Origin of the sequence: Priestia koreensis, assembly GCF_022646885.1 — a bacterium.
GTDB lineage: Bacteria > Bacillota > Bacilli > Bacillales > Bacillaceae_H > Bacillus_AG > Bacillus_AG koreensis_A.
On record NZ_CP061868.1, the window covers coordinates 3,440,554 to 3,462,002 of the forward strand.

The window sequence follows — 21,449 nt, forward strand, 5'->3', positions numbered from 1 at the left end:
TCCCCCCCCATACGATACATATGAGGTTGTCTCACATTTCATTCATCTACATTTCTATATTTAAGCTGCATTCCTAGCAAAAAGTCAATAACAAAATGAGCAAAAATCGTCACACATAAGTTCCCCGTTGCTTGAAATAACCATCCAATAAAAAAGCTGAGCACCACAACAGAAAGAAGTAAAAACCATTTGGTTAAATAACGAATATGCACGAGCGCAAATACAATGCTCGCCCATAAAATACCGAGATTCGCTTGAAGAACCCCACGAAACAAAATTTCCTCGGTAACAGCAATCATCATACAAAGAACGGTTAAATGTTTAAATGAGCGGTTGCGAAAAATCCGTTCGTTAATTCCTCCATCATCATACAAGCGCTCAGGCAATACTTTCATCATAATATTATCAAGCACCACAACGATAAGTCCGCTAATGCCACCAAATAAAAAGATAGCCTGCGGGTCCCACTTCCACAGCTTCCAAAACTGTTCCCAATGATCAAACAGCCAAAAGCCAAGTCCCAATGATAGGACAACTAATATTCCTTGTGTGATATATACTTGTCCAATCAACTGGCGATCTGACATTTGCGCTACGATTTCACTTTGCTTTGAGGCCATTTTTCTCACTCACTTTGTTTAAGTAATCGTGCTAATTCACTTTTCCAATCGGTAAACTCCAGGCGCACGGAACGACTTGTTCCTTCGTAATCATGAAGATTGAGTCCACAGCGATCACAGCAAGCATCAGGCCGTTGAACCAATGACTCCTCATAGTAATGAAGCAGCTGCTCCCTTCTACAAATAGATGAATGCACAAATTGCTTCATCACATGTAACTTTCGGTACTTTGCTTCCACTCGCTTTTGAACAACATCGATTAAGTATTGATGCACATCATTCAAAGGCATTGCTGGATGAATCCATGATTCCCTAATGATGCCGTGAGTCTGGAGATGATGCTTAATAAACCGCCAATGCGTTTCATTCACATGCAAATAAACGGCGACGTTTTGCTCAAATTCTTTTAGTGAAATAAGACCATTCTCGTTACGTGTATGCATGTGTAAGTACCTCAGCACTTCTTCAATAATTGAGATAGACGGAAGCTCTAATTCAATTAAAGAATGCGACAAGTCTTCATCAGATGCGTGATAAAAAGCTAAAGCAAGACTTCTTTCCCCATCACGTCCTGCACGACCAATTTCTTGAAGATAGGATTCTAACTGCGTAGGAAGATGAAAATGAATAACAAAGCGAATGTCACTTTTATTAATTCCCATCCCAAACGCACTCGTGCAGCAAATAACATCTAGCTGATCATTAACAAACTGCTGCTGAACAAGCAGACGCTGATCATGTTCCATTCCACCGTGATAGAAAGCGACGCGCTCCGTGCCATGATCTTTCAGCAACATGGCTAATGATTCTGTCCATGTTCGACTCGAGCAATAAATAATGCCAGGCTTTTGAAGCTTTTTCACCGTTTCAAGAACCCGCAGCTTCTTTTGTTCAATATCTTCTACCTGTTCGACGTAAAGCGCAATGTTCGGACGATCAATGGAATAGGTTAAAATCCGCGGGTGCTCTAGATAGAGCTGTGTCTGAATGTCATGAAGAACTTCTTTCGTTGCTGTAGCTGTCAGCGCCAAGCAGGTCGGTTCTCCAAGCTTCTTCCACACGTCACCAAGGCTCGAATAGTCCATTCGAAAATCATGTCCCCATTGCGAAATACAATGGGCCTCGTCCACGACAAACAAACGTAGCTTTGCACGCTTTAGTGACTGAATGAAAGCCGGTGCTTGTAAAATTTCCGGCGAAGCATAAATATAACGATAAACAGAAAGATCTCGGAGTGCCTGTCGTCGCTCTTCTTCAGATAAAAAGCTGTTAAACGCGATCACGCGCTTTTCTCCTCTGGCCTTTAGCTGCTGCACCTGATCTTCCATTAAAGATAAAAGCGGGGAAACAATCAAGATCGGCCCTCCGATGATATATGCTGGAAGCTGATAACACAGCGACTTTCCTGTTCCGGTTGGTAAGGTAGCAATAACATGCTCTCCTTTTACCACTTCCTCAATCACTTCTTTTTGTCCTTCACGAAAAGCTCGGTAACCAAAGTGCTCGAAAAGAACGGCTTCTAAATCCACTCTGACATCATCCCCCTTTCACCGAATCCTGTGTGACGTTCCCTTTGACTATGACGATAACTTTGCCAATATTAATCGTATTTGGAAATATGACACCTCATATGAAGTGGTCTCTTTAATTTCTTTTAACTTATTTGTTTGTAGCCGCTCTGTAATCTCTTTAATTTCTTCTACGAGCTCTGTCTTTACATATGGATCAATGGAGAAATCAGGTATAAACAAAGCCAACTCAACGAGATGATCTTCAATTGTGCTCGGCTTCAATCTTCGAATTCGAGAAATGGTCTGAAGATCATGTCCTTTTTTCAACAGCTCATAAGTTTGCATCGTCGAGGTAGTTAGCGGTATGGTAGCCTGATCAACGAGCAGATGGAGCACGGTCAGCTCATTCCGATGATCCGCTATGTACTTTAACATGTGGTGAACAACCGACAAATGTAGAAGATGAACGCGGTGAACACTTATGTCATGCTGTTCAGCTATTTGTAGTTTTGTAAAAGCAATCCGTTTGTGACCCGTCAAATGTTTTACAAATATGTCTGCCTCTTCCTGTGAACAGGTGGACAAAACCATCGTTAATTCCTCATACAAATGACTTGCCCACTGCTCTCTCGTAAGCGGCACGGAAGTCAAAAAGCGCTTCATCCATGATAGCACTGATGCATCGTTAATCAGGGGAATAAAATGGCTTTCTTTATATTGAAGATTTGACATCGTTTGGACAAGCAACAGCAGTCGCTGATAAAATGGCCGACTTACGTTTGCATACGTCCAGCCGTTTAAGGCCGGGGGAATAGGGGTTTCCTGCAAATAGTGTTGAAGTTCCTTCAGTCCTTGTGGTGTTAGGCGGTACTTCCCATCTGCTATTTCCTCTATACAAGCTTCCTTTTCTAATTGTTGCACATATACTGAAAAAGTCTTTTTATCTAAATAAGAGAAAGCACGAAACAAGTGGGAAAGTCCATACAGCTGTCCGTCTTGAATCGTTTGAGACGATTTCTTCCCTGCAAGCAAATGATACGCTCCAAATATCGTGCGTTCTTCTTTTAGTTTATGGACACAATATAAAATAATAAAGGCAAGATCATTCATATTTTTTCACCTGTCTAATAAATTGTAAAAAACGAGTTAGATGGTCTAAACGCCTATGCTTAGTTTACAACGTGGCGGGTAGGAATGATAGTAAAAACCTTTGTTGATAAGCATTCTCATTGACTTTTCTATTGAAAAGTTTTGAAAACACCCTTAAAATAAAAGTTGATACTTATTTTCTCATCGAGATATTTTTAACAACTATTAATAAAATGTTTTGTTATTTTCAGGAGGTTTTTTACATGGCAAAGTACACAATCGTTGACAAAGAAACTTGTATCGCATGCGGCGCATGTGGTGCAGCAGCTCCAGACATCTATGATTACGATGATGAAGGCATTGCATTCGTAACATTAGATGATAACCAAGGAATTGTTGAAATTCCAGACGTATTAGAAGACGACATGATGGACGCATTTGAAGGTTGCCCAACTGACTCAATTAAAGTAGCAGATGAGCCATTCGAAGGCGACGCATTAAAATTCGAATAGGACCCCTTTCCTTTTCGAGGACACCTGACTTTTCTCAGGTGTTTTTTTTATCAAAAAAGTCCTCCGCGGATTGCGGAGGACTTTTGTATTGTTACATGGCTACTTGTTTTGTCAGCCACGTTTTCATTCGAGTAAACAAGAGAACAAAAATAACGCCGGTTAATATACCTTTAATAAGATTGAATGGTAAAATACCTTTTACAATCAATTCACGTGCACCGCTGGTTGTGTATGCAGGCATGTGTAAAAACATTGTATAAGCTGGTAGGAACACATAGTAATTTAACACGGCCATTAACATTGCCATAAGAACGGTTCCTGTAACCACACCTAGCGTTAAGCCTTTCATTGTACGGTACTTACGGAACATGTAGGACACAGGTAGAATAAATGCAGCACCTGCTACAAAGTTTGCTACTTGCCCAACGGGAACTCCAGTAGCACTCCCTTGAATGAGGTAATACAATAAATTCTTAATGGCTTCTACAATCAAGCCGGCACCAGGTCCGTAAATGAGCGCCACAATTAAAACAGGAAGCTCACTAAAGTCCATTTTTAAAAACGCTGACAACCCAATTGGAAAATCGAGCATCATTAATAAATAAGCAATACTACTAAATACAGCCATTACAACAAGTCTTTTCGTTTTTGCACCTTGATTCATCTTACTCTCCTCTTTTCCGATCCATCGTTTGAAAAGAAGAAAGGTTCTAGCACGCGCGTTCCATAAAAAAAACCTCAACCGTTTGGCTGAGGGAGAATACTTAGGCGCGACTAATAAACATTTTAAGAATGATTTTTCTTAAAATGCCCGAACCTCCACCTTCTCCCATCCAGACTGTACTGTCGGCTTTGGAATCTCACCAAATCCTGCTATACCTTTTAGCGAGGTACGGCTCGCGGGCTCAAAGCGTCATCGCGCTTATTACCGCCGGTCGGGAATTTCACCCTGCCCCGAAGATAGATCAATATTAATATTGTACAAAATGATTATAACTTATCTCGAATTAAAAGTAAATAAAAACATCTTGATCAATTCGTTTCAAGTTTCTTTAGTATATGTAAAAAACCTTAATCTGCGTCAGTTTAATTTTTGTATACGCTTCCATTTTATAACCACCAAAACCCTTGTTAATAAAGGTTGTAAGAACAATTGACAGAATTTTTTTATTGTGATAAATTATCAGATATTTAGCACACTAAAGGGAGAGATTGTGATGTATAAAATACTAGTTGCTGATGCAATCAGTAGTGAAGGTTTAGCACCATTACTTGGGCACGATACTATTCAAGTTGTACAGAAAAAAGTCTCTGAAGTTGATGATTTGGCTACTTATGATGCACTACTCGTTCGAAGCGCCACGAAAGTAACGGATGAACTATTGTCACAAATGACAAACGTCAAAATTGTGGCTCGTGCCGGTGTAGGCGTTGATAATATCGATATTGATGCAGCAACTAAGCGCGGTGTAATTGTTATTAATGCACCTAATGGAAATACGATTTCCACAGCTGAGCACACCTTTGCCATGATGGCTAGCCTCGTTCGCCATATTCCCCAGGCAAATATTTCAGTAAAATCTCGTGAATGGAATCGTTCTAGTTTTGTTGGAACAGAATTGTATAAAAAGCAATTAGGCATCATTGGGTTCGGACGAATTGGTTCTGAAATTGCCAAGCGCGCCAAAGCGTTCGGCATGGGCGTTCATGTCTTTGACCCCTTTTTAACAGCGGCACGGGCAGAAAAGCTTGGTGTTAACGCTGTAGAGCTTGATCAGCTATTAGCGGTCGCTGATATTATTACCGTCCATACACCGCTTACCAAAGAAACGAAGGGCATTTTAAATGCAGATACCCTTGCTAAAACGAAAAAAGGCGTTTACCTGCTGAATTGTGCTCGTGGTGGTATTATCGATGAAGAAGCGCTTATTCCGTTTTTACAAAGTGGACATGTAAAAGGTATTGCACTAGACGTATTTGAGGTCGAACCACCTGTTAGTCAGCCGCTCCTAGAGTTTGATCAAGTTATTGCAACACCTCATCTCGGAGCATCTACAAAGGAAGCACAGTTAAACGTTGCTGAAGATGTTGCACAGGAAGTTCTTAACTACTTGAACGGAAATCCTGTGAGCTCCTCTATTAACTTGCCGACCTTATCAAAAGACGTATTTGAAAAAATTCATCCTTTCTCCTCCCTTACGAAAAAGATGGGATCTCTTTTATCACAGTGTATGAAAGAACCTGTTCAAGATATCACCGTCACATATGCCGGAACGGTAGCCGATTTGGAAACCACGTATATTACACGCGGATTTTTATCTGGATTCCTACAACACCGCGTAGATCGTTCCGTGAATGAAGTGAATGCTTCAATGATTACAAAAGAGCGTGGGATTACGTTTGGAGAACGCTTCTCAAATGAAACAGAAGGCTACTCTAACGTGATTAAAGTAGAAGTTCGCGGTGATCATAGCTCCTTTACTTTAACTGGAACGTACGTACAAGACTACGGACCGCGCATTGTGAACATTCAATCCTTCAACATCGACTTTTATCCTGATGGTCACTTGCTCTATATTCGCCATAGTGATAAGCCAGGGGTCATCGGACGTGTTGGAAAGATACTAGGAGATCATGATGTCAATATTGCGACGATGCAAGTAGGACGTAAGCAAAAAGGCGGGGAAGCGATTATGATGCTTTCATTTGACAAATCGCTTGATGAAGCCATTGTCCAACGATTACAAGCATTTGATGACATCGTATCGGTTCGCAAAATTAATCTATAAAAAACAAAAAAAGCAGCAGCCAATCGGCCGCTGCTTCTTTGTTCTCTACTGTTTGATGACGCTCAGCTTTTGCCATCATCATGCCGCTTACAAAAAGCGCTCCAATACATAATGCCATGATGAATACAATTAAGATTCGCCTTAAAAAATCTACCATAAAAAGCCTCCTGTACAAAATTCACATACTTCTACTGTACGCAGACAAAAAAATGGTAGAACGATTTTTTATTCATCTTCTCTATTCTTTACAGAAAGAGTACGTTTTTTTAGTTGACTCCCTTTACCACATTTGGTGCTAACGGAACAGGCTGATCCTTTTCTAAATTGATGCCACCAATCGTATTCTCACGGTTGCCAACAATGTGAACATATTGATACTGAAAGTCTCTAGCCGTCAGCATGAGCGCCTGAATGAACGTTCTTCCTTCCTCTGTGTCGTCCACCTTTGATCCACTAAGTGTAAACGTAATATGATCTGAATCTGTTTGCTTGATTCCAATTTCAACCCCGGTTGGAACAGAAGATACGACTCCTATACTGTCATCGGTTTGCTTCATCGCTTCGACTGCTTCATCAATCGTTTCATATGAAGTTAAGGTTGGAACAAGCAGGTTTTTATATTGATTGAGGGGGTAGCGAACGTAGCCCTTCTTCTGATAATGTTCAATATCAACTTCAGACATTGAGCCAAAATTACCGACGACTGCTCCTTTTTGATTACCCGTATACAGCTCGACCTTTTTGTACGAGGAATAATGAAAGGCCTCTTGAATTCCCTTGACAAACATATCTCCCTGCGTAGTTGAGAACGATTCAAGCTGTCCGGGAGTCGTCATCAACTTCAGAACGTCTCCTTCCTCTTTGAATGCATACGACGTTAAAGCAGACGCTTCAACCCCAAGCTGACTTTTCAAAACGGTTTCGAACTTACTAGAAGCTGCGAAACGATCTTCCCCATTCTGAACGAGAAAAGTAAAGGGAACGGCAAACAGCGCATTTTTATCTGCAACGGTTAGCGTCACATACGGTTCCTTCACGGCTGCTTGCAAAGATGGAACGACCGCTGGGTGAGCAATGCTTTTATCCGCCATTGAGTACTCTTGCCTACGCAAAGGTTGAGCGACGTCTCGTTGATCCTCATTTGCTGACGACGCTCGATCCTCTGACCTTTTTTCTGTCGCTTCATCAGTTCCTTTCATTTCGTTAACAAGAGAAAAAGAAAGAACGACTAGGAGAAGAACACTAACAACGGCTGCGAGAGCCGGAAACCATTTTGGTTTTCGAGGTGCAGGTTCGTGCATGTGGGCCTTCACTGACCTATATACCTCACTTTTACTACGGCGATCTTTTATTGTCGGAAGCTTCCCTAGCACTTCTTCAATTCGATCATCATTTAGCTCGTTTGTTTTCAAGTCGTTCTCCTCCTTCCTCTTTGCTATAACTCATATGCTGACGTAGTGCTTTCACCGCTCGATGCTGTGTCGTTTTGACCTTGCTTTCTGTCCAGTTTAAAATAGAAGCTGTTTCTGTAATGGTGAGCTCATGAATGTAGCGTAAAATGACCACGGATCGCTGATCAACCGTGCATTTCCCAAGGCTGTGGTAAATGGTTGCAACTTCTTCATTTTGCATCGCAATCTCTTCTGGAAGAGCGGCGGAATCAATAAGCTGGTTTTCTTTCCAATCAAACATGTTCATCAACCGTTTTTTCCAATTTTTATGTTTTCGAAAATGATCAATGGCCACATTTCTTGCGATAGACAGTAGCCACGTTTTCTCATGACTTTTCCCTTCAAAATGCTCGTGGGCCTTTAATACTCGAATATATACCTCCTGTACGAGATCTTCCGCCTGCTCACGATTTCGTACCATATACATCAAAAACTGAAACACGTCCTGATGATAATGATCGTAGAGGTGATCAAAAAGCTCGGACACACGGCATCCCCCCTGCCTTCTTTAGACGCATATCTTTTACGCCTGTTGACGATATTTTTTTAGCAACAAAATAGCAAAAACAGGGCCCCCAATAATCGATGTAATAACCCCAATTGGAAGCTCTCTTGGCTCAATGAGCACACGTGACAACAAATCAGCAATGACAAGGAACGCGCCTCCGTTTAACATAGCCAGCGGCAAAAGATGACGATGATCGCTACCAACTAGAAACCTTGTAGCATGAGGAACAATTAATCCCACAAACCCAATCGTGCCAGACACCGCTACAGCTCCCCCTGTTAAAATAGATGAAGCGATTAAAATGATGACCTTATAAGCCCCTACCTTGATGCCAAGGGACTGCGCAATTTCTTCTCCAAACAGCAGTGCATTTAGTTCCTTTGAGCAAAGCAACAGGAGAATAGTACCAACGATAAAGAAAGGAAGAAATATGTTTACATAGCTCCACCCTCTCATTGATACGCTCCCTAAAAGCCAGTTCACAATTTGTCTAAGCTCGTCTCCAGAGAGCGCAATAACAAGAGAAATCAGCGCGCCCAAAAAGGCGCTCGTGATGACGCCAATTAAAATCATTGACTCCGTTGTCATTCTTTTTAAGACAACGTGCGCAAAGAAAAGGATAAATAGCAGTGACAAAAGCGCCGTCACAAAACTCATGAACGGAAGCGTGAACATTCCTAGAAACGGAATTTGCAAGTTAAAGAACAATACAATGACCGCCCCTAATGAAGCGCCCGATGATACGCCAAGCGTATACGGGTCTGCGAGTGGATTTTGAAGAAGCCCTTGAAGCGCGCTTCCGGCCAACGCTAGCGCAGCGCCAATCATTAGCGTAAGAATGACACGCGGAATTCGAATAGACCAAAGCAGGCTGCTAAACTGCTGAAGTTCATCTGTGGACACAAAGCCGATCTTAGTGACGATTTTTACTGTATCGATTAACGGGATATGTACAGATCCGATACTGATGCCAATGAAAAAAGACACCAACACGAACGATATAGAAAATAAGTAAGCTCCCCCTATTCGTCGCTTTTGCAATCTCTTTTGGTGGGATAATTCCATTTCATTGACTCCTTTTATGATTACTACCTTTTATCTATCTTCTACTATAAACCAATTTTATCATTCAATTAAAGGGAAAATCATAAAAACCTCCCAATAAATCGTTCGTCTAACAGTTTAAACACGTTCAATAAAAAGGGGAAATGCCTATTGTTCAGACATTTCCCCTACTCTAATACGACTCAATCTTGTAGCGCTGTTTTTTGCGGGAGAACGAGTGAAAATGTCGTTCCCTCTCCTAGCTTACTATGAACGTTAATACTTCCACCGTGTGCCTCTACGATGTTTTTAGCGATCGCAAGGCCTAGGCCTGTACCAGATTTCCCTCTCGTACGTGCCTTATCGGCTTTGTAAAAACGCTCGAACACAAACGGCAGATCCTCTTCAGGAATACCGTCTCCTGTATCACTCACCTTAACCAACAAGCCGTCATGATACTCTTCTACACAAAGCGTAACAGAACCCGCTTCCTTCGTGTGACGAATCGCATTATCAATAAGATTTGTTAGGACTTGTTCAATGCGATCAGGGTCCATGTAAAATTCATTCTGCTGCTCAACATTCATCTCTAATGAAAGCGTAATTTCCTTATCCTTGGCAAGACCTTGGAATTTTCTCACTACGCGATCAGCAAACTCTTTAATGTGGACATGGTCTTTTTCAAGCTGAACGTGACCTGCTTCCATTCTCGCAAGATCCAACAATTCATTTACGAGGCGTCCCATTCGAAGGGATTCTTCGTAAATAATTTGCGCAATTTCCTTTTGCTCTTCTTCAGACCCTGCAATGTCATCCACAATCGCCTCGCTATAGCCTTGAAGCATCGCAATCGGGGTACGTAATTCATGCGACACGTTTGCGATAAAATCTTTACGCAACTTATCTAACTTCCGTTCCTCGGAAATATCACGCAGAACCGCAACGGCCCCGCGAATTGTTGTCTGATTGTAGAGCGGTGACATGAGGATCGCCCACGTTCGACCTTGAATTGTAATTTCTGCAATTTGTTCTCGCTCAATGGTGACGACGTGCTTAAACAACGATAAAATTTTTGACGGCAGTTCCCGCATTTCATCATTATCTTTTGTTTTACCCTGTTCATAGTACCAGGATTGTAAAAAGCGCTCTGCTGGTGGATTCGTAATGAGAAGGACTCCCTCTCGATTCAGGGTCATAACACCGTCAGCCATACTGCTTAAAATACTTGCAAGCTGCTCTTTTTCTTGATTAAGCGCATCAATATTGAACTTGAGCTGTCTTCCCATTTTGTTAAATGCGATTGCAAGCTCTCCGATTTCATCGTACGTTAAAATCGGTACTTTCGTATCGAAATTCCCCTTCGCGACCTCAAAGGCAGCTAGCCTCATTTTTCGAAGCGGAGCGGTAATACGGGTTGATAAGAAAAAAGCAAAGATTGTCGTTAAGACGATGGCAATTCCGGCTGCTAGCCAAATAAAACGCGTCGTATATTTAGCAGGCTCCTCAATTTGTGCCAGTGATTGATACAAATAGACAGCGCCGCGCTGGTTATTTTCAGCAGCGAAAGGAACGCCGACAACATAAAGCGGCTGATTTCGCTTCGTGCCATTGCCGTCTACATATACTTTTTTCTGAATGGCTTTACGCTTGTCTATCACCTGCTTAAGCGTTTTATCTGATTTAACAAGAGATGCGACGGCTGATTTTTGAGCGGATTCATCTGGAGTATATTCATACAACGTTTGGCCCTTTACAATAATGACACTCGAATCATCTGCCAGCTCCCTGAGGACAGAGATGCCTATTTTTTCATCCCTCGTATCTTCAATAATATGAGCAATCTTTGAGGCTGTTCCATGTAAATTGCGCTCCGCCTCTTTCACATGAGAATTCTCAAAAAATTGGAGAAGCAGCATCGTGAGCGTAAAAAGAACGAAGCTCACGAGCAAAATAATCGTAAACCAAACTTTTACAACAACACTACGCCAAAACATTAGGCATTTCCAACCTCAAACTTATAGCCTACTCCCCAAACGGTTACGATCATCTTCGCAGCATCTGGTGACGTGCGGCTTAGTTTTTCACGAAGACGCTTTACGTGTGTGTCGACTGTGCGTAAATCACCGAAGAAATCATAGTGCCAAACTTCACGAAGAAGCTGTTCACGGTCATACACTTTATCTGGTGTTTTTGCTAAAAAGCAAAGCAGTTCATACTCTTTTGGTGTCAAACTTACTTCGCGATCATCTGCCATTACGCGATGTGCATCGTGATCGATTGTTAAGTGTGGAAACACCATTAAGTTTTTCGGCGTTGCTTCCGCCTTCGCATGGTTCACAGATGCTGAGCGACGAAGAAGTGCTTTTACACGTAAAACTACTTCGCGTGGGCTAAACGGCTTTACAATATAGTCATCCGTTCCGACTTCAAATCCTTGCACACGATTTGCTTCCTCACCTTTAGCCGTCAGCATAATAATCGGCGTTGCTTTTTTTTCACGAATTTCCTGACAAGCCTCGATTCCATCTTTTTCTGGCATCATAATATCTAATAAAATGAGATCATACTCTTCTGCAATTGCCTTTTCAACCGCTTCGAGCCCATTTTTAGCTTCTTCAATTTCATAGTTTTCTTTTTCTAAATACATCTTTAATAGCTTGCGAATTCTTTCTTCATCATCTACTACTAAAATTTTCGCTTCTCGTTCCATTTATGTATCCTCCTCTATCACTGTCTCGGCAATTTTATCATGACACTTTTATACGTAGTCTGTCCATTTTAAAGAAGCCTAACAATGAAAACGTGATGTTCGAATGTCATTTCATCCACTCATTGTCTTTTTTAACTAGCAAAAGACCGATTCCAAAAAGAAATGGCTCTCTTGAAGTCGGTCGTTTCACTTTTGAATCTCACGCTTATGCAGAAGCTTAAGCGTAGGAATGTAAGCCTGCAATGACCAAGTTAACGGCCACTAGATTAAACATAATAATCGCAAAACCTACAACAGCAAGCCAAGCGGACTTTCTGCCGTGCCATCCTTTTGATAGACGCAAATGTAAGAATGCCGCATAAAACAGCCATGTAATAAGCGCCCAAACTTCTTTCGGGTCCCATGACCAGTAGCGTGTCCATGCTTCCTGCGCCCAAATCATCGCGAAAATAAGGGCCCCTAACGTAAACACCGGGAAGCCAATCGCAACAGAGCGATAGCTCACTTCATCAATTAAATCCAACTTAGCATTTTTCACAAGCGGCTGAAGCGCTTTTCCAATACGCTTGCGTAAAATAAGGCGCAGCAGGAGGTATAAAAGAGCACCGATCACTAACGACCATAAAAACGTATTTAATTTACTCGCATTAATAACGGCTGGCAAATAGAAAAACGGTTCAAAATGTCCTTTCGTCACCAGCTCCCCTGAATGAGGACCTACAACAGCAGGAAGATGGTACACTGCCTGCGCCGCTTTTCCTGTCTTATCAACCCAATTAAACTCTGTTTTATAACCGATTCCATTAAAAATGGAGGTAATCAGAATAAAACCGATCGTACTGATCAATGAATAGAGAACAACTTCCATCCAAAAGGTCTGCTTTCCTTTTTTCGATTGATCAATGACTTTTAATAAATAGATTAAACCACTCGCGAAACTGATCGCTAAAATCGCTTCTCCTGCTGCTGCTGTTGTAACGTGGATATACAACCAATAGCTCTTAAGCGCAGGAATAAGAGGCGACACCTCACGTGGAAACATGCTTGCATAAGCAATAATTAAAAGCGCGATTGGTAAAACAAACAGACCAACCATGCTGATACGATAGATAAAATAAATAATAATAAAAGCACCTACAAGCATCATACCGAAAAACGTCGTAAACTCAAACAAATTACTTACAGGAGCGTGACCTGACGCAATCCACCGAGTAATAAAATAGCCAAGCTGCGCGATAAAACCAATAATTGTCGTCACAATCCCAAGCTGTGCCCATCTGCTAATTTTGCCCGCGTGCTTTTTATCCCGAATGGCTCCGCCAAAGAAAAATGTCCCGACCAAATATAAAATGAACGCAATATAAAGCAAGTTACTGCTCACTGATACTAAGCTCATGCTCCAACCTCCTTCTTATTTGCGTTTTCCGCTTGATCCTCTGGCAACGCAAATGCTGTATCCTTTAATACACCGTTAAGCTCATTACGAATTCCATACCAGTTTTTATTCGTATGCGCCGCAATCCATACCTCGTTGTTTTTTCGCTGAATCCAAATACGACGATGATTCCAGTACATCCCTTGTATGACACCAATCATAAAGATGGCACCACCAACAGCTAGAATCCAAAGCGTCATATCTTTGTGTACGGTCAGACCGGTTACGTTTTTTGTTTCAATTCCAGAAAACTCCATCTTGTATTTGTTGGTGCCTTCAGCTTCAATGTTTTGTCTAATCGCAATAAAGCTTTTTTCACCTTTTGGTCGATCAGGCGCAATCATTTGCATCACAAAAGCAGGGTTATTTGGAATTTTAGTTTTTGTATTTGGCTTGTTTTCGTCATCAAAGTAGAAATCAGGATAGTATCTCAAAAGCTCTACTTTGTAGCCGTTTTTCAAGTCATACTCATGTTGAGGATCATGGAGGTTAATTTTAATCGTTCCATATTCTTCTTTTGTTGTCTTGTTGACCATACTAAGTGACATAGTGCTCAGCTCATCTAGCTTAAAATCACTTTGATAGAGCGCATAGTGGTCATATTTGAGAGGGTGATTTACTTGAATTTGGTCACTTTTCACTTTATGTAAAACTGGGTCTTCCCCTGCCACTGATTCACCTGTTCGTTTGTAAAGCTGAACGTTAGACTGAAAGTTTTTAGGTACACTTCCAACGCGGTCAATGGCCTCTGAAAATACCGCTTTGTCTTTTCCCTTTTCGTACTGTTGAAACACAAACTGCTCGTTTTTCAAAAAGTATTCTCCGTTTGTTCCGGGAATTTCCTTCGTCTCCCCTTCGCGTATCCACAACGTTTTGTCCACGTACATTCCTGGTACGAAGCGGAGCATAGCCCCAAATAAGAAAATAATAAGTCCAATATGATTGACGTACGGGCCCCAACGAGAAAAGCGGCCTTTTTCAGCTAAAATATTCCCGTCTTCTTCCCGAACGTTGTAGCGACGTTCTTTTAAACGCTGTTTCACAGTTTCATAGTCTTTACTCGTAGATTGATAGCTTACGCTAAACAGTCGTTGTCGCTTTAAAAAGTTAACATGACGCTTTACGCCTTGCTTTTTCAATGCCTTATAGAGCGGAATTACTCGGTCTAAGCTACAAATGACAAGAGAAATTCCAATAGAAGCAATTAAAATCATATACCACCAGGAGCCGTATAAATTATCAAAGCCAAGCTTGTGATAGATATCCCCTAAAATGCCGTATTGATCCTTGTAATATTGATCTGGTGTAAACGCCGGCGGTATGTAATCTTTTTGAGGATAAATCGTTCCTATGGCAGAAGCTGAGAGCGTAATCACAATCAACCAAACGCCTACTTTAACAGAAGAAAAGAAGTTCCAAATTTTATCGATAATCGTTTTATTATATGTTTGCGATCGTCTCGCACTTCCTTCATACTTCATATCAAGCAATGCATTTGAAGCGTCTTTTACTGGCTTTCCGCAGGCCTCACAAAAAATCGTTCCGTGTGGATTCACATGTCCACATTCACATTTCACATGTTCCATCACCAAAACTCCCTATGGTTTTATTTCATCCATGTATTCTTTTATCTTCGATTCGTCCAATCCACCTAAAAAGACGTCCACAACGGTTCCATTTTTATCAATTAAATACGTTGCAGGAAGCTGATCGATGCCGTACACATTTTGGACCTGTGATCCTTTGTCAATCATTACTGGAAACGTTAGTCCATATTCCTTCACAAACTGACGGACCGCAAAATTAGTCTCGTCCACATTCACTGCCAAAATATCAACGCCTTGTTCTTTGTACTTTTCATACTGGCGCTGCATTGCTGGCATTTCTCTCTCGCAAGGCTTGCAATACGTTCCCCAAAAATTTAGAAAGACGCCTCGACCGCGATAATCCGATAAGCGGTGCTTCTCTCCCTGCAAATCTTGCAGAATAAAATCCGGGGCTTTCTTGCCTGCTGCTACGGTTTCTTTCGATGTAAAAAAATTAGCATAGAGCGTATAGCATAAGGCAATCAGCAGGACAGCTAAAATAGTAGTCCTTATTAGTAAACGACGTTTTTTCATGCTGATTCTCCCCTTTAAAGCGTTCTCAAAATATTGTCTACATTATACCATTTTTAGTTATTCATAACTTGCTATTTTTTTGAACCTTATGTGACAAAATCAAGGATTTATCTGCTGTCCCCTTACTCCTCTCATCTCCCCCTATTGTTTTGTAAGCACTTCCATAACATGAAAGAAAGCGATGGGAAATCCCTACTGAAATAGGAATTTCCACACCGCTTCATTCAGACTACTTTCCTGGACAAGTCAATTAGCGTCCTGAACCACTTTGTGCATGAGCACGAAGCTGTTTTACCTCATGAGCCGTTAACTCACGAGATTCTCCAGCATTTAGCCCGTGTAAAGTTAGAAAACCGTAACGTTCACGACGAAGCTTTAACACAGGATGTCCAATTGAATCTAACATGCGGCGTACTTGTCGATTTCGTCCCTCATGAATAATTAATTCAACGATAGCTGTTTGTTTTTTCTTGTCCAATGAAACAAGCTTTGCTTTTGCAGGAGCCGTTTTTCCATCTTCAAGCATAACGCCTCGCTCAAGCTGTTTGATCTGCTGTCTCGTTGGGATGCCTTTTACTTTGGCAATATATACTTTATCTACCTCGTATTTTGGATGCGTAAGGACATTAGCAAATTCACCATCGTTTGTTAATAAAAGAAGCCCAGACGTATCATAATCCAATCGTCCAACAGGATAAATACGCTCTTGTACATTCTCGAAATAATCAACAACCGTTGTACGGCCTTTATCATCTTCAGCACTAGAAATAACTCCGCGAGGTTTATATAAAAGAAAATAGACAGGTGCTTCTCGTTGAAGAGGGATTCCATTCACTTCTACTTTATCTTGTGAGCCTACTTTGACTCCTAGCTCCTTCACTACTTCTCCATTTACTGTTACTTTTCCTTCTTTAATCATCTCTTCCGCTTTACGTCTAGACGCAACACCGGCATGAGCAATTGCTTTTTGTAATCGTTCCATTTTGCATTCACCTCTTGTAACATCTTACTTGTTTCAAAATATGAATACAAGCCTATCCTACATTATTACACGTTCTTTCTTTTCAAACTCATAAAAAAAAGCGCGTCTGCTTACGCGCTTTTAGTTTCCAAACATGATCCAAACAACGAAAATAGCGGCGATAATCCCAACGAGGTCTGCAAGCAATCCCACCTTTACCGCATCCCCCATTTTCTTGATCCCAACAGCACCGAAATAAACGGTCAGGACATAAAACGTTGTATCTGTACTGCCTTGCATCGTTGAGGCGAGTCGTCCGATAAACGAGTCTGGTCCGTACGTAGAAATTAAATCTGTCATCATACCAAGCGCAGCGGTACCAGAAATTGGACGAATTAGCGCAAGCGGCACGACTTCCGGAGGAACGTGAAGAGCTTCTAGTAAAGGACGCATTACATTCAGTAAAAAATCAAGGGCACCTGAAGCCCTGAAAACGGCGATTGCCACCAGCATCCCGACTAAAAACGGAATGATTTGAAAGGCAATTTGAATGCCTTCTTTACCGCCTTCTGTAAAGGTTTCATATGTAGGGACTTTTTTATAGGTTCCATAAAGCAAGATAAACCCAATAATTAAGGGGATCAACAAAAGAGAGAGCTGGTTAACGGCTGTCATTTGGTTTTCCTCTCCTTTTTTACTCTCCTATGATAAAAATAGCGATCTAGTAAAATACCACCAATAGCAGAAATGATTGTAGCAAGTAAAGTAGGACCGATAATCTCGGCTGGGTTTGCGGAATCGTAGGTGATCCGGACGGCGATGACCGTCGTCGGAATGAGCGTAATGCTTGAAGTGTTAATAGCTAAGAAGGTAATCATGGAGCGACTTGCTTCGTCTTTATTTCCATTTAATTTTTTTAGTTGTTCCATTGCTTTAATACCAAGAGGAGTGGCCGCATTTCCAAGTCCAAACATATTCGCCATCATGTTCGATAAGATGTAACCGATGGCGGGATGATCTTTTGGAACCTCTGGAAACAGCCGAGTAATGAAGGGTCGAAAGAGAATGGCTAGCTTGTCAAGAAGACCGGATGCCTCGGCAATCTTCATCAAGCCTAGCCAAAAAACAAGAATACTAATAAGGCCAATACTAATGGTAACCGCGTCTGTTGCTCCTTGGAAGATAGCTTTGTTCACCTGCTCAACGCGGTCATTTACAACGGCAAAAATTAATCCAATAATGGTGAGGGCCATCCAGATCAGATTAACCATCTGATCTGACTCCAATCACCAATGAAAATACATGCTTTACCTCACCCCAAAAGCTTGGAGATTCTTTTTTAGCAGAGGCTGCGCCCTTTTTTAAATAAATCGGGATATTTCCAATTGCTTCATCGTCCTGATAAATTTTAATGCGTCCCACAATGCTTGGAACGGAATCTGGATTGGATTTCCACTTTTTCACTTGAGGCTTTAACAGCTTGGTATGAAGGCTCACATCATCTTTTTCACCATCTGATAATGGATACACAAAATCTCTTTTAACGTACAGCTTATTTTTATAAAAGGTGTTTTTGATATCATCAAGCGTTCCTTTTTCCACAATTTTGACCGGCTTAAATAATTTAAAGCCTTGATCAAACATATACGTATGATCTTTCCAGTCATCTGGATCGTTAATTGTAACAGCAATTAAATTAAGGTTTCCTTTTGTAGCGGTCGTAACGAGCGTTCGTTTTGCGCGTTTCGTATAACCCGTCTTACCACCGGTGCAATATTTATAAAACGTGGTGAGTAATTTGTTTTTGTTTTTCCATACGCGATCCCATTTTTCAGTTGGATGGGTTGTGCGGTAAATCTTCGTTCCTGAAATATCACGAAACGTTTTGTTATGCATGGCATATCTCATTAAAAGTGCCATATCATAGGCCGTAGAATAATGATTTTCATGATCATCAAGTCCATGAGGATTAGCAAACTCAGTGTTCACCATCCCAATTTCTTCTGCTTTTTGGTTCATCATGTGAACAAAGCCTGGTACGCTTCCTCCAACACTTTCAGAAATAGCGACTGCCGCGTCGTTTCCAGAGCGAAGCATGAGCCCGTAAACAAGATCACGGAGCTTAATTTTTTCATTTGGCACTAAATACACGGAAGAACCTTCTGTTTTCACTGCGTTGGCACTAACTTTTACTTCTGTATCTAATTTGCCTGATTCAATCGCAATAATTGCGGTCATAATTTTTGTAATACTCGCGATTCGCATCTTGGCGTTTGGATTTTTTTCATACAGCACTCTTCCTGTGCTTTGTTCCATTAATACGGCGCCTCTAGCGCTGACTCCTCCAGAAATTTTTTCAGATGCTGCTGCAGAAGGAGAAAAAATGTGCATAGAAAGGAGTAAGCACATGACAACTATAAATGTTTTGCTGAATACCCTCATCGTATCCCCGTCCCTTTACCTATTTGTACAAGTGTATGCTTGTCTTGTTGAGTTATGAATAAATTTGTGCATTCCCTTACTATCTCTCTCTTTTTCTAAACTATACGCGGAATAAATGGATAAAAAATATATTTTTATCTTTTTTTACCATTAAAAAGTCCCAAAAAAAGAAGCCATTAAGCGCAATGCTTGATGACTCCTCTCTTTTGTTGAGGACTCTTATGTATCAACTGCCATATAGGTCCGTTGCAACCCTTCTGAGCTTCTCTGTTTACTGTGACTGCTTGATCTTCGTTAGATAATCTGTTTCATAATACTGAAGCTCTTCTCTCATCGTTTGAAAATCACTTTCTAATGAGGTCACAAGGCCTTCAAAAGAAGCTGGCGGTGTGAAACGGTATTTAATTGAGTTTCGGCCCGTATAAGCTGAACGGCTATCTTCGTACCACAAATCCGTTTTCGGCGTGAAAAACTCTTCTACACACTGATGATAAATACGGTACAGTGCTCTCTCTGCCGCTGCTTTGCGGAAAGGCTCTGTAACAGAAATAATTTGGCATGCCTCTAATCCTTCTTCACAAAAAACGGCCATGCGTCTTACGTTCGATAGCAGAGACTCATAATTTTCTAAGGACCACTCTTGTTCTTTTTGTAAATCATCAATTTTTGTATTATTTAAAAAACGATTCATTGATTGAATAGAGGTCGCTAATTTTTGCTGTACTAATTCGATTTGCGATTTTACGATTACGTTTCCCATCATTACTCTCCTCCATCATTTCTTTTCTTTCTAATCCAAACAGCTCGCGGGCAATTTCCCACCTGGCATTTTGTGATCTATTATATATTATCACACTATTCCAACTGTTTATAATATTTTCTTTATTCCGCAATCTCGTTGAACTTTTCAAAAAATAGATCTGTTTCTTGATCCAAGTCTTGCTCCTTCATATCTTCGGGTAAAGGAGGGAGATCTTTTAGCGTTTTTAGACCAAAGTAGTCCATAAATTCATTCGTTGTGCCGTACAAAATAGCTCGTCCCGCGCCCTCTGCACGCCCTACTTCCTTAATCAGTGCTTTCGCTACAAGCGTTTGTAGCGGGCGTTCCGTCTTAACGCCTCGTACTTCTTCAATTTCAACGCGTGTAATGGGCTGTCGATAAGCGACAATCGCTAATGTCTCAAGCGCCGCCTGAGATAGCGACTGGCTAGCCGGAATATCGACTAGTTTTTTAATATACTCTGCGCTTTCCTTTTTGGTGACTAATTTGTATACATCCGCCACCTCGATCAGTTCTAGACCACGATCTTCATTATGATAGCTCTTAGAAAACTCGCTCATTAAGTGACTGACAGTTTTCTCATCCATTTCTAAAATCGTACTTAATTGATTCAACGATAAGCCTTGATCTCCTGCAACAAAAAGCAGAGATTCAATAATAGCTTGATTATTCACTAACTGTCCCTTCCTTCTCGATACGATACAAATAATTCATCAAAATTCCCTTCCTGCTCGACGACAATACTATTTTGCTTCATTAACTCTAGCACTGCTAAAAACGTAACGACGATATGAGGCTTTTCTTCTGACGGAAATAGATCGAAAAAGCTCGTCCGCTTCTTCAGCTTACGAAGAGAGACCACAATCTCTTCCATCCTTTTCTCAATCGGAATTTCCTGTCTTTTAATAGTCGTTCGTACAGGTCTTTGAATTTGTTTACGTTTCATCATTTTTTGGAGCGCACTTAGCATATCATACATCGTGACATCAAGCTCCTGCTGTTCTTCCTTTGCACTTTCATGCAAATGACTCAAATCGCTTGGTAGCTTTGAATGTGCAAGCTTACGTTCTTCCTCACGAAGTCGTAGGCTCTCAGCCGCCTCCTTGAATTTCCTGTATTCAACGAGCTGCTGAATAAGTTCCTGACGAGGATCCTCCTCTTCATCAAACTCATCGTATTCAGCTAGTTCTTCCTCTTCATGTTTTGGAAGCAGCATTTTACTTTTAATCGCCAATAGTGTAGCAGCAATGACTAAATACTCACTTGCTACATCGAGCTCTAGCTCCTGCATCGTATGTATATACATCATGTACTGCTCCGTAATCTGAGCAACAGGGATATCATAAATATCAATTTCAAATCGATTAATTAAATGCAATAGCAAGTCAAGTGGCCCTTCGAAGGCATCTACTTTTACGTTATACTCCATATATTTTCACCAACATTTCACTCTTTACAATTCGTTATGCCATTTAA

Annotated in this window: 22 protein-coding genes and 1 riboswitch; of the genes, 2 read left to right on the plus strand and 20 right to left on the minus strand. The window is 41.1% G+C overall.

The annotated features are described in order from the left end of the window. Window positions 1-38 precede the first annotated feature (38 nt). Genes IE339_RS18085 through IE339_RS18095 form a run of 3 tightly spaced genes read right to left on the minus strand, consistent with a single transcriptional unit; the run spans window position 39 to window position 3,241 of the window. Window positions 39-620, minus strand: coding sequence for a CPBP family intramembrane glutamic endopeptidase (locus tag IE339_RS18085; protein WP_242169793.1), 582 nt, complete (start codon window positions 618-620; stop codon window positions 39-41). Window positions 621-625: 5 nt separating this feature from the next. After that, window positions 626-2,149 carry a RecQ family ATP-dependent DNA helicase gene (locus IE339_RS18090; protein WP_242169795.1) on the minus strand — a complete coding sequence of 508 codons (1,524 nt, stop codon included), beginning with the start codon at window positions 2,147-2,149 and terminating at the stop codon, window positions 626-628. Between the two features lie 48 nt (window positions 2,150-2,197). Next, window positions 2,198-3,241, minus strand: a complete 1,044-nt coding sequence (locus IE339_RS18095) for a YpbB family protein (protein ID WP_242169797.1) — start codon at window positions 3,239-3,241, stop codon at window positions 2,198-2,200. 242 nt (window positions 3,242-3,483) lie between these two features. Here IE339_RS18095 and IE339_RS18100 point away from each other — a divergent pair, with 242 nt between their 5' ends. Continuing rightward, the gene (locus tag IE339_RS18100; RefSeq protein WP_053402275.1) at window positions 3,484-3,732 is read left to right on the plus strand and encodes a ferredoxin; all 249 of its coding nucleotides are present in this window, start codon (window positions 3,484-3,486) and stop codon (window positions 3,730-3,732) included. Window positions 3,733-3,823: 91 nt separating this feature from the next. Here the strand turns inward: IE339_RS18100 and IE339_RS18105 are convergent, their stop codons facing one another. Continuing rightward, the gene (locus IE339_RS18105) at window positions 3,824-4,396 is read right to left on the minus strand and encodes an ECF transporter S component (RefSeq protein WP_242169800.1); all 573 of its coding nucleotides are present in this window, start codon (window positions 4,394-4,396) and stop codon (window positions 3,824-3,826) included. A 153-nt stretch (window positions 4,397-4,549) separates the two neighbouring features. After that, window positions 4,550-4,698: riboswitch (FMN riboswitch) on the minus strand. A 251-nt stretch (window positions 4,699-4,949) separates the two neighbouring features. On the opposite strand from IE339_RS18105, the gene serA reads away from it, so the two are divergent. Continuing rightward, window positions 4,950-6,521 (plus strand): phosphoglycerate dehydrogenase, encoded by a 1,572-nt coding sequence (gene serA / locus IE339_RS18110; RefSeq protein ID WP_242169803.1) that lies wholly within the window; start codon window positions 4,950-4,952, stop codon window positions 6,519-6,521. Here the strand turns inward: serA and IE339_RS18115 are convergent. From IE339_RS18115 to IE339_RS18190, 16 genes are all read right to left on the minus strand, one after another. Continuing rightward, a complete protein-coding gene (locus tag IE339_RS18115; RefSeq protein WP_242169806.1) occupies window positions 6,511-6,678 on the minus strand; it encodes a hypothetical protein in 168 nt (55 codons plus the stop codon). The genes serA and IE339_RS18115 overlap by 11 nt on opposite strands. Before the next feature lie 109 nt (window positions 6,679-6,787). Further along, complete coding sequence (locus IE339_RS18120; protein ID WP_242169808.1) at window positions 6,788-7,933, minus strand: hypothetical protein; 1,146 nt, start codon at window positions 7,931-7,933, stop codon at window positions 6,788-6,790. Next, window positions 7,911-8,459: an RNA polymerase sigma factor SigX gene (sigX, locus tag IE339_RS18125; protein WP_242169811.1), complete on the minus strand. Its 549-nt coding sequence runs from the start codon at window positions 8,457-8,459 to the stop codon at window positions 7,911-7,913. Before sigX ends, IE339_RS18120 begins: the two co-directional genes overlap by 23 nt. Before the next feature lie 36 nt (window positions 8,460-8,495). Beyond that, on the minus strand, window positions 8,496-9,545 hold the full coding sequence (locus IE339_RS18130; RefSeq protein WP_242169813.1) for a FecCD family ABC transporter permease: 1,050 nt from the start codon (window positions 9,543-9,545) through the stop codon (window positions 8,496-8,498). Between the two features lie 182 nt (window positions 9,546-9,727). After that, on the minus strand, window positions 9,728-11,518 hold the full coding sequence (locus tag IE339_RS18135) for an ATP-binding protein (RefSeq protein WP_242169817.1): 1,791 nt from the start codon (window positions 11,516-11,518) through the stop codon (window positions 9,728-9,730). Continuing rightward, window positions 11,518-12,234, minus strand: coding sequence for a response regulator transcription factor (locus IE339_RS18140; RefSeq protein WP_242169820.1), 717 nt, complete (start codon window positions 12,232-12,234; stop codon window positions 11,518-11,520). Before IE339_RS18140 ends, IE339_RS18135 begins: the two co-directional genes overlap by 1 nt. Before the next feature lie 217 nt (window positions 12,235-12,451). Next, window positions 12,452-13,630 (minus strand): c-type cytochrome biogenesis protein CcsB, encoded by a 1,179-nt coding sequence (ccsB, locus tag IE339_RS18145; protein ID WP_242169823.1) that lies wholly within the window; start codon window positions 13,628-13,630, stop codon window positions 12,452-12,454. Beyond that, the gene (locus IE339_RS18150; RefSeq protein ID WP_242169827.1) at window positions 13,627-15,255 is read right to left on the minus strand and encodes a cytochrome c biogenesis ResB family protein; all 1,629 of its coding nucleotides are present in this window, start codon (window positions 15,253-15,255) and stop codon (window positions 13,627-13,629) included. The genes ccsB and IE339_RS18150 overlap by 4 nt, the downstream gene beginning before the upstream one ends. 12 nt (window positions 15,256-15,267) lie before the next feature. Beyond that, on the minus strand, window positions 15,268-15,789 hold the full coding sequence (resA, locus tag IE339_RS18155; protein WP_242169831.1) for a thiol-disulfide oxidoreductase ResA: 522 nt from the start codon (window positions 15,787-15,789) through the stop codon (window positions 15,268-15,270). Between the two features lie 250 nt (window positions 15,790-16,039). After that, window positions 16,040-16,771, minus strand: coding sequence for a pseudouridine synthase (locus IE339_RS18160; protein WP_242169833.1), 732 nt, complete (start codon window positions 16,769-16,771; stop codon window positions 16,040-16,042). Window positions 16,772-16,891: 120 nt separating this feature from the next. Next, window positions 16,892-17,425, minus strand: coding sequence for a spore maturation protein (locus tag IE339_RS18165; RefSeq protein ID WP_242169836.1), 534 nt, complete (start codon window positions 17,423-17,425; stop codon window positions 16,892-16,894). Beyond that, a complete protein-coding gene (locus IE339_RS18170) occupies window positions 17,422-18,021 on the minus strand; it encodes a nucleoside recognition domain-containing protein (RefSeq protein ID WP_053402262.1) in 600 nt (199 codons plus the stop codon). Before IE339_RS18170 ends, IE339_RS18165 begins: the two co-directional genes overlap by 4 nt. Next, complete coding sequence (locus IE339_RS18175) at window positions 18,014-19,192, minus strand: D-alanyl-D-alanine carboxypeptidase family protein (RefSeq protein WP_242169840.1); 1,179 nt, start codon at window positions 19,190-19,192, stop codon at window positions 18,014-18,016. Before IE339_RS18175 ends, IE339_RS18170 begins: the two co-directional genes overlap by 8 nt. 271 nt (window positions 19,193-19,463) lie before the next feature. After that, entirely contained in the window at window positions 19,464-19,952 is a 489-nt protein-coding gene (locus IE339_RS18180; protein ID WP_242176233.1) for a DUF3907 family protein, read from the minus strand. A 122-nt stretch (window positions 19,953-20,074) separates the two neighbouring features. Beyond that, a complete protein-coding gene (scpB, locus tag IE339_RS18185; protein WP_242169843.1) occupies window positions 20,075-20,647 on the minus strand; it encodes an SMC-Scp complex subunit ScpB in 573 nt (190 codons plus the stop codon). After that, complete coding sequence (locus tag IE339_RS18190) at window positions 20,647-21,402, minus strand: segregation/condensation protein A (RefSeq protein ID WP_242169846.1); 756 nt, start codon at window positions 21,400-21,402, stop codon at window positions 20,647-20,649. Before IE339_RS18190 ends, scpB begins: the two co-directional genes overlap by 1 nt. Between the last annotated feature and the right edge of the window lie 47 nt (window positions 21,403-21,449).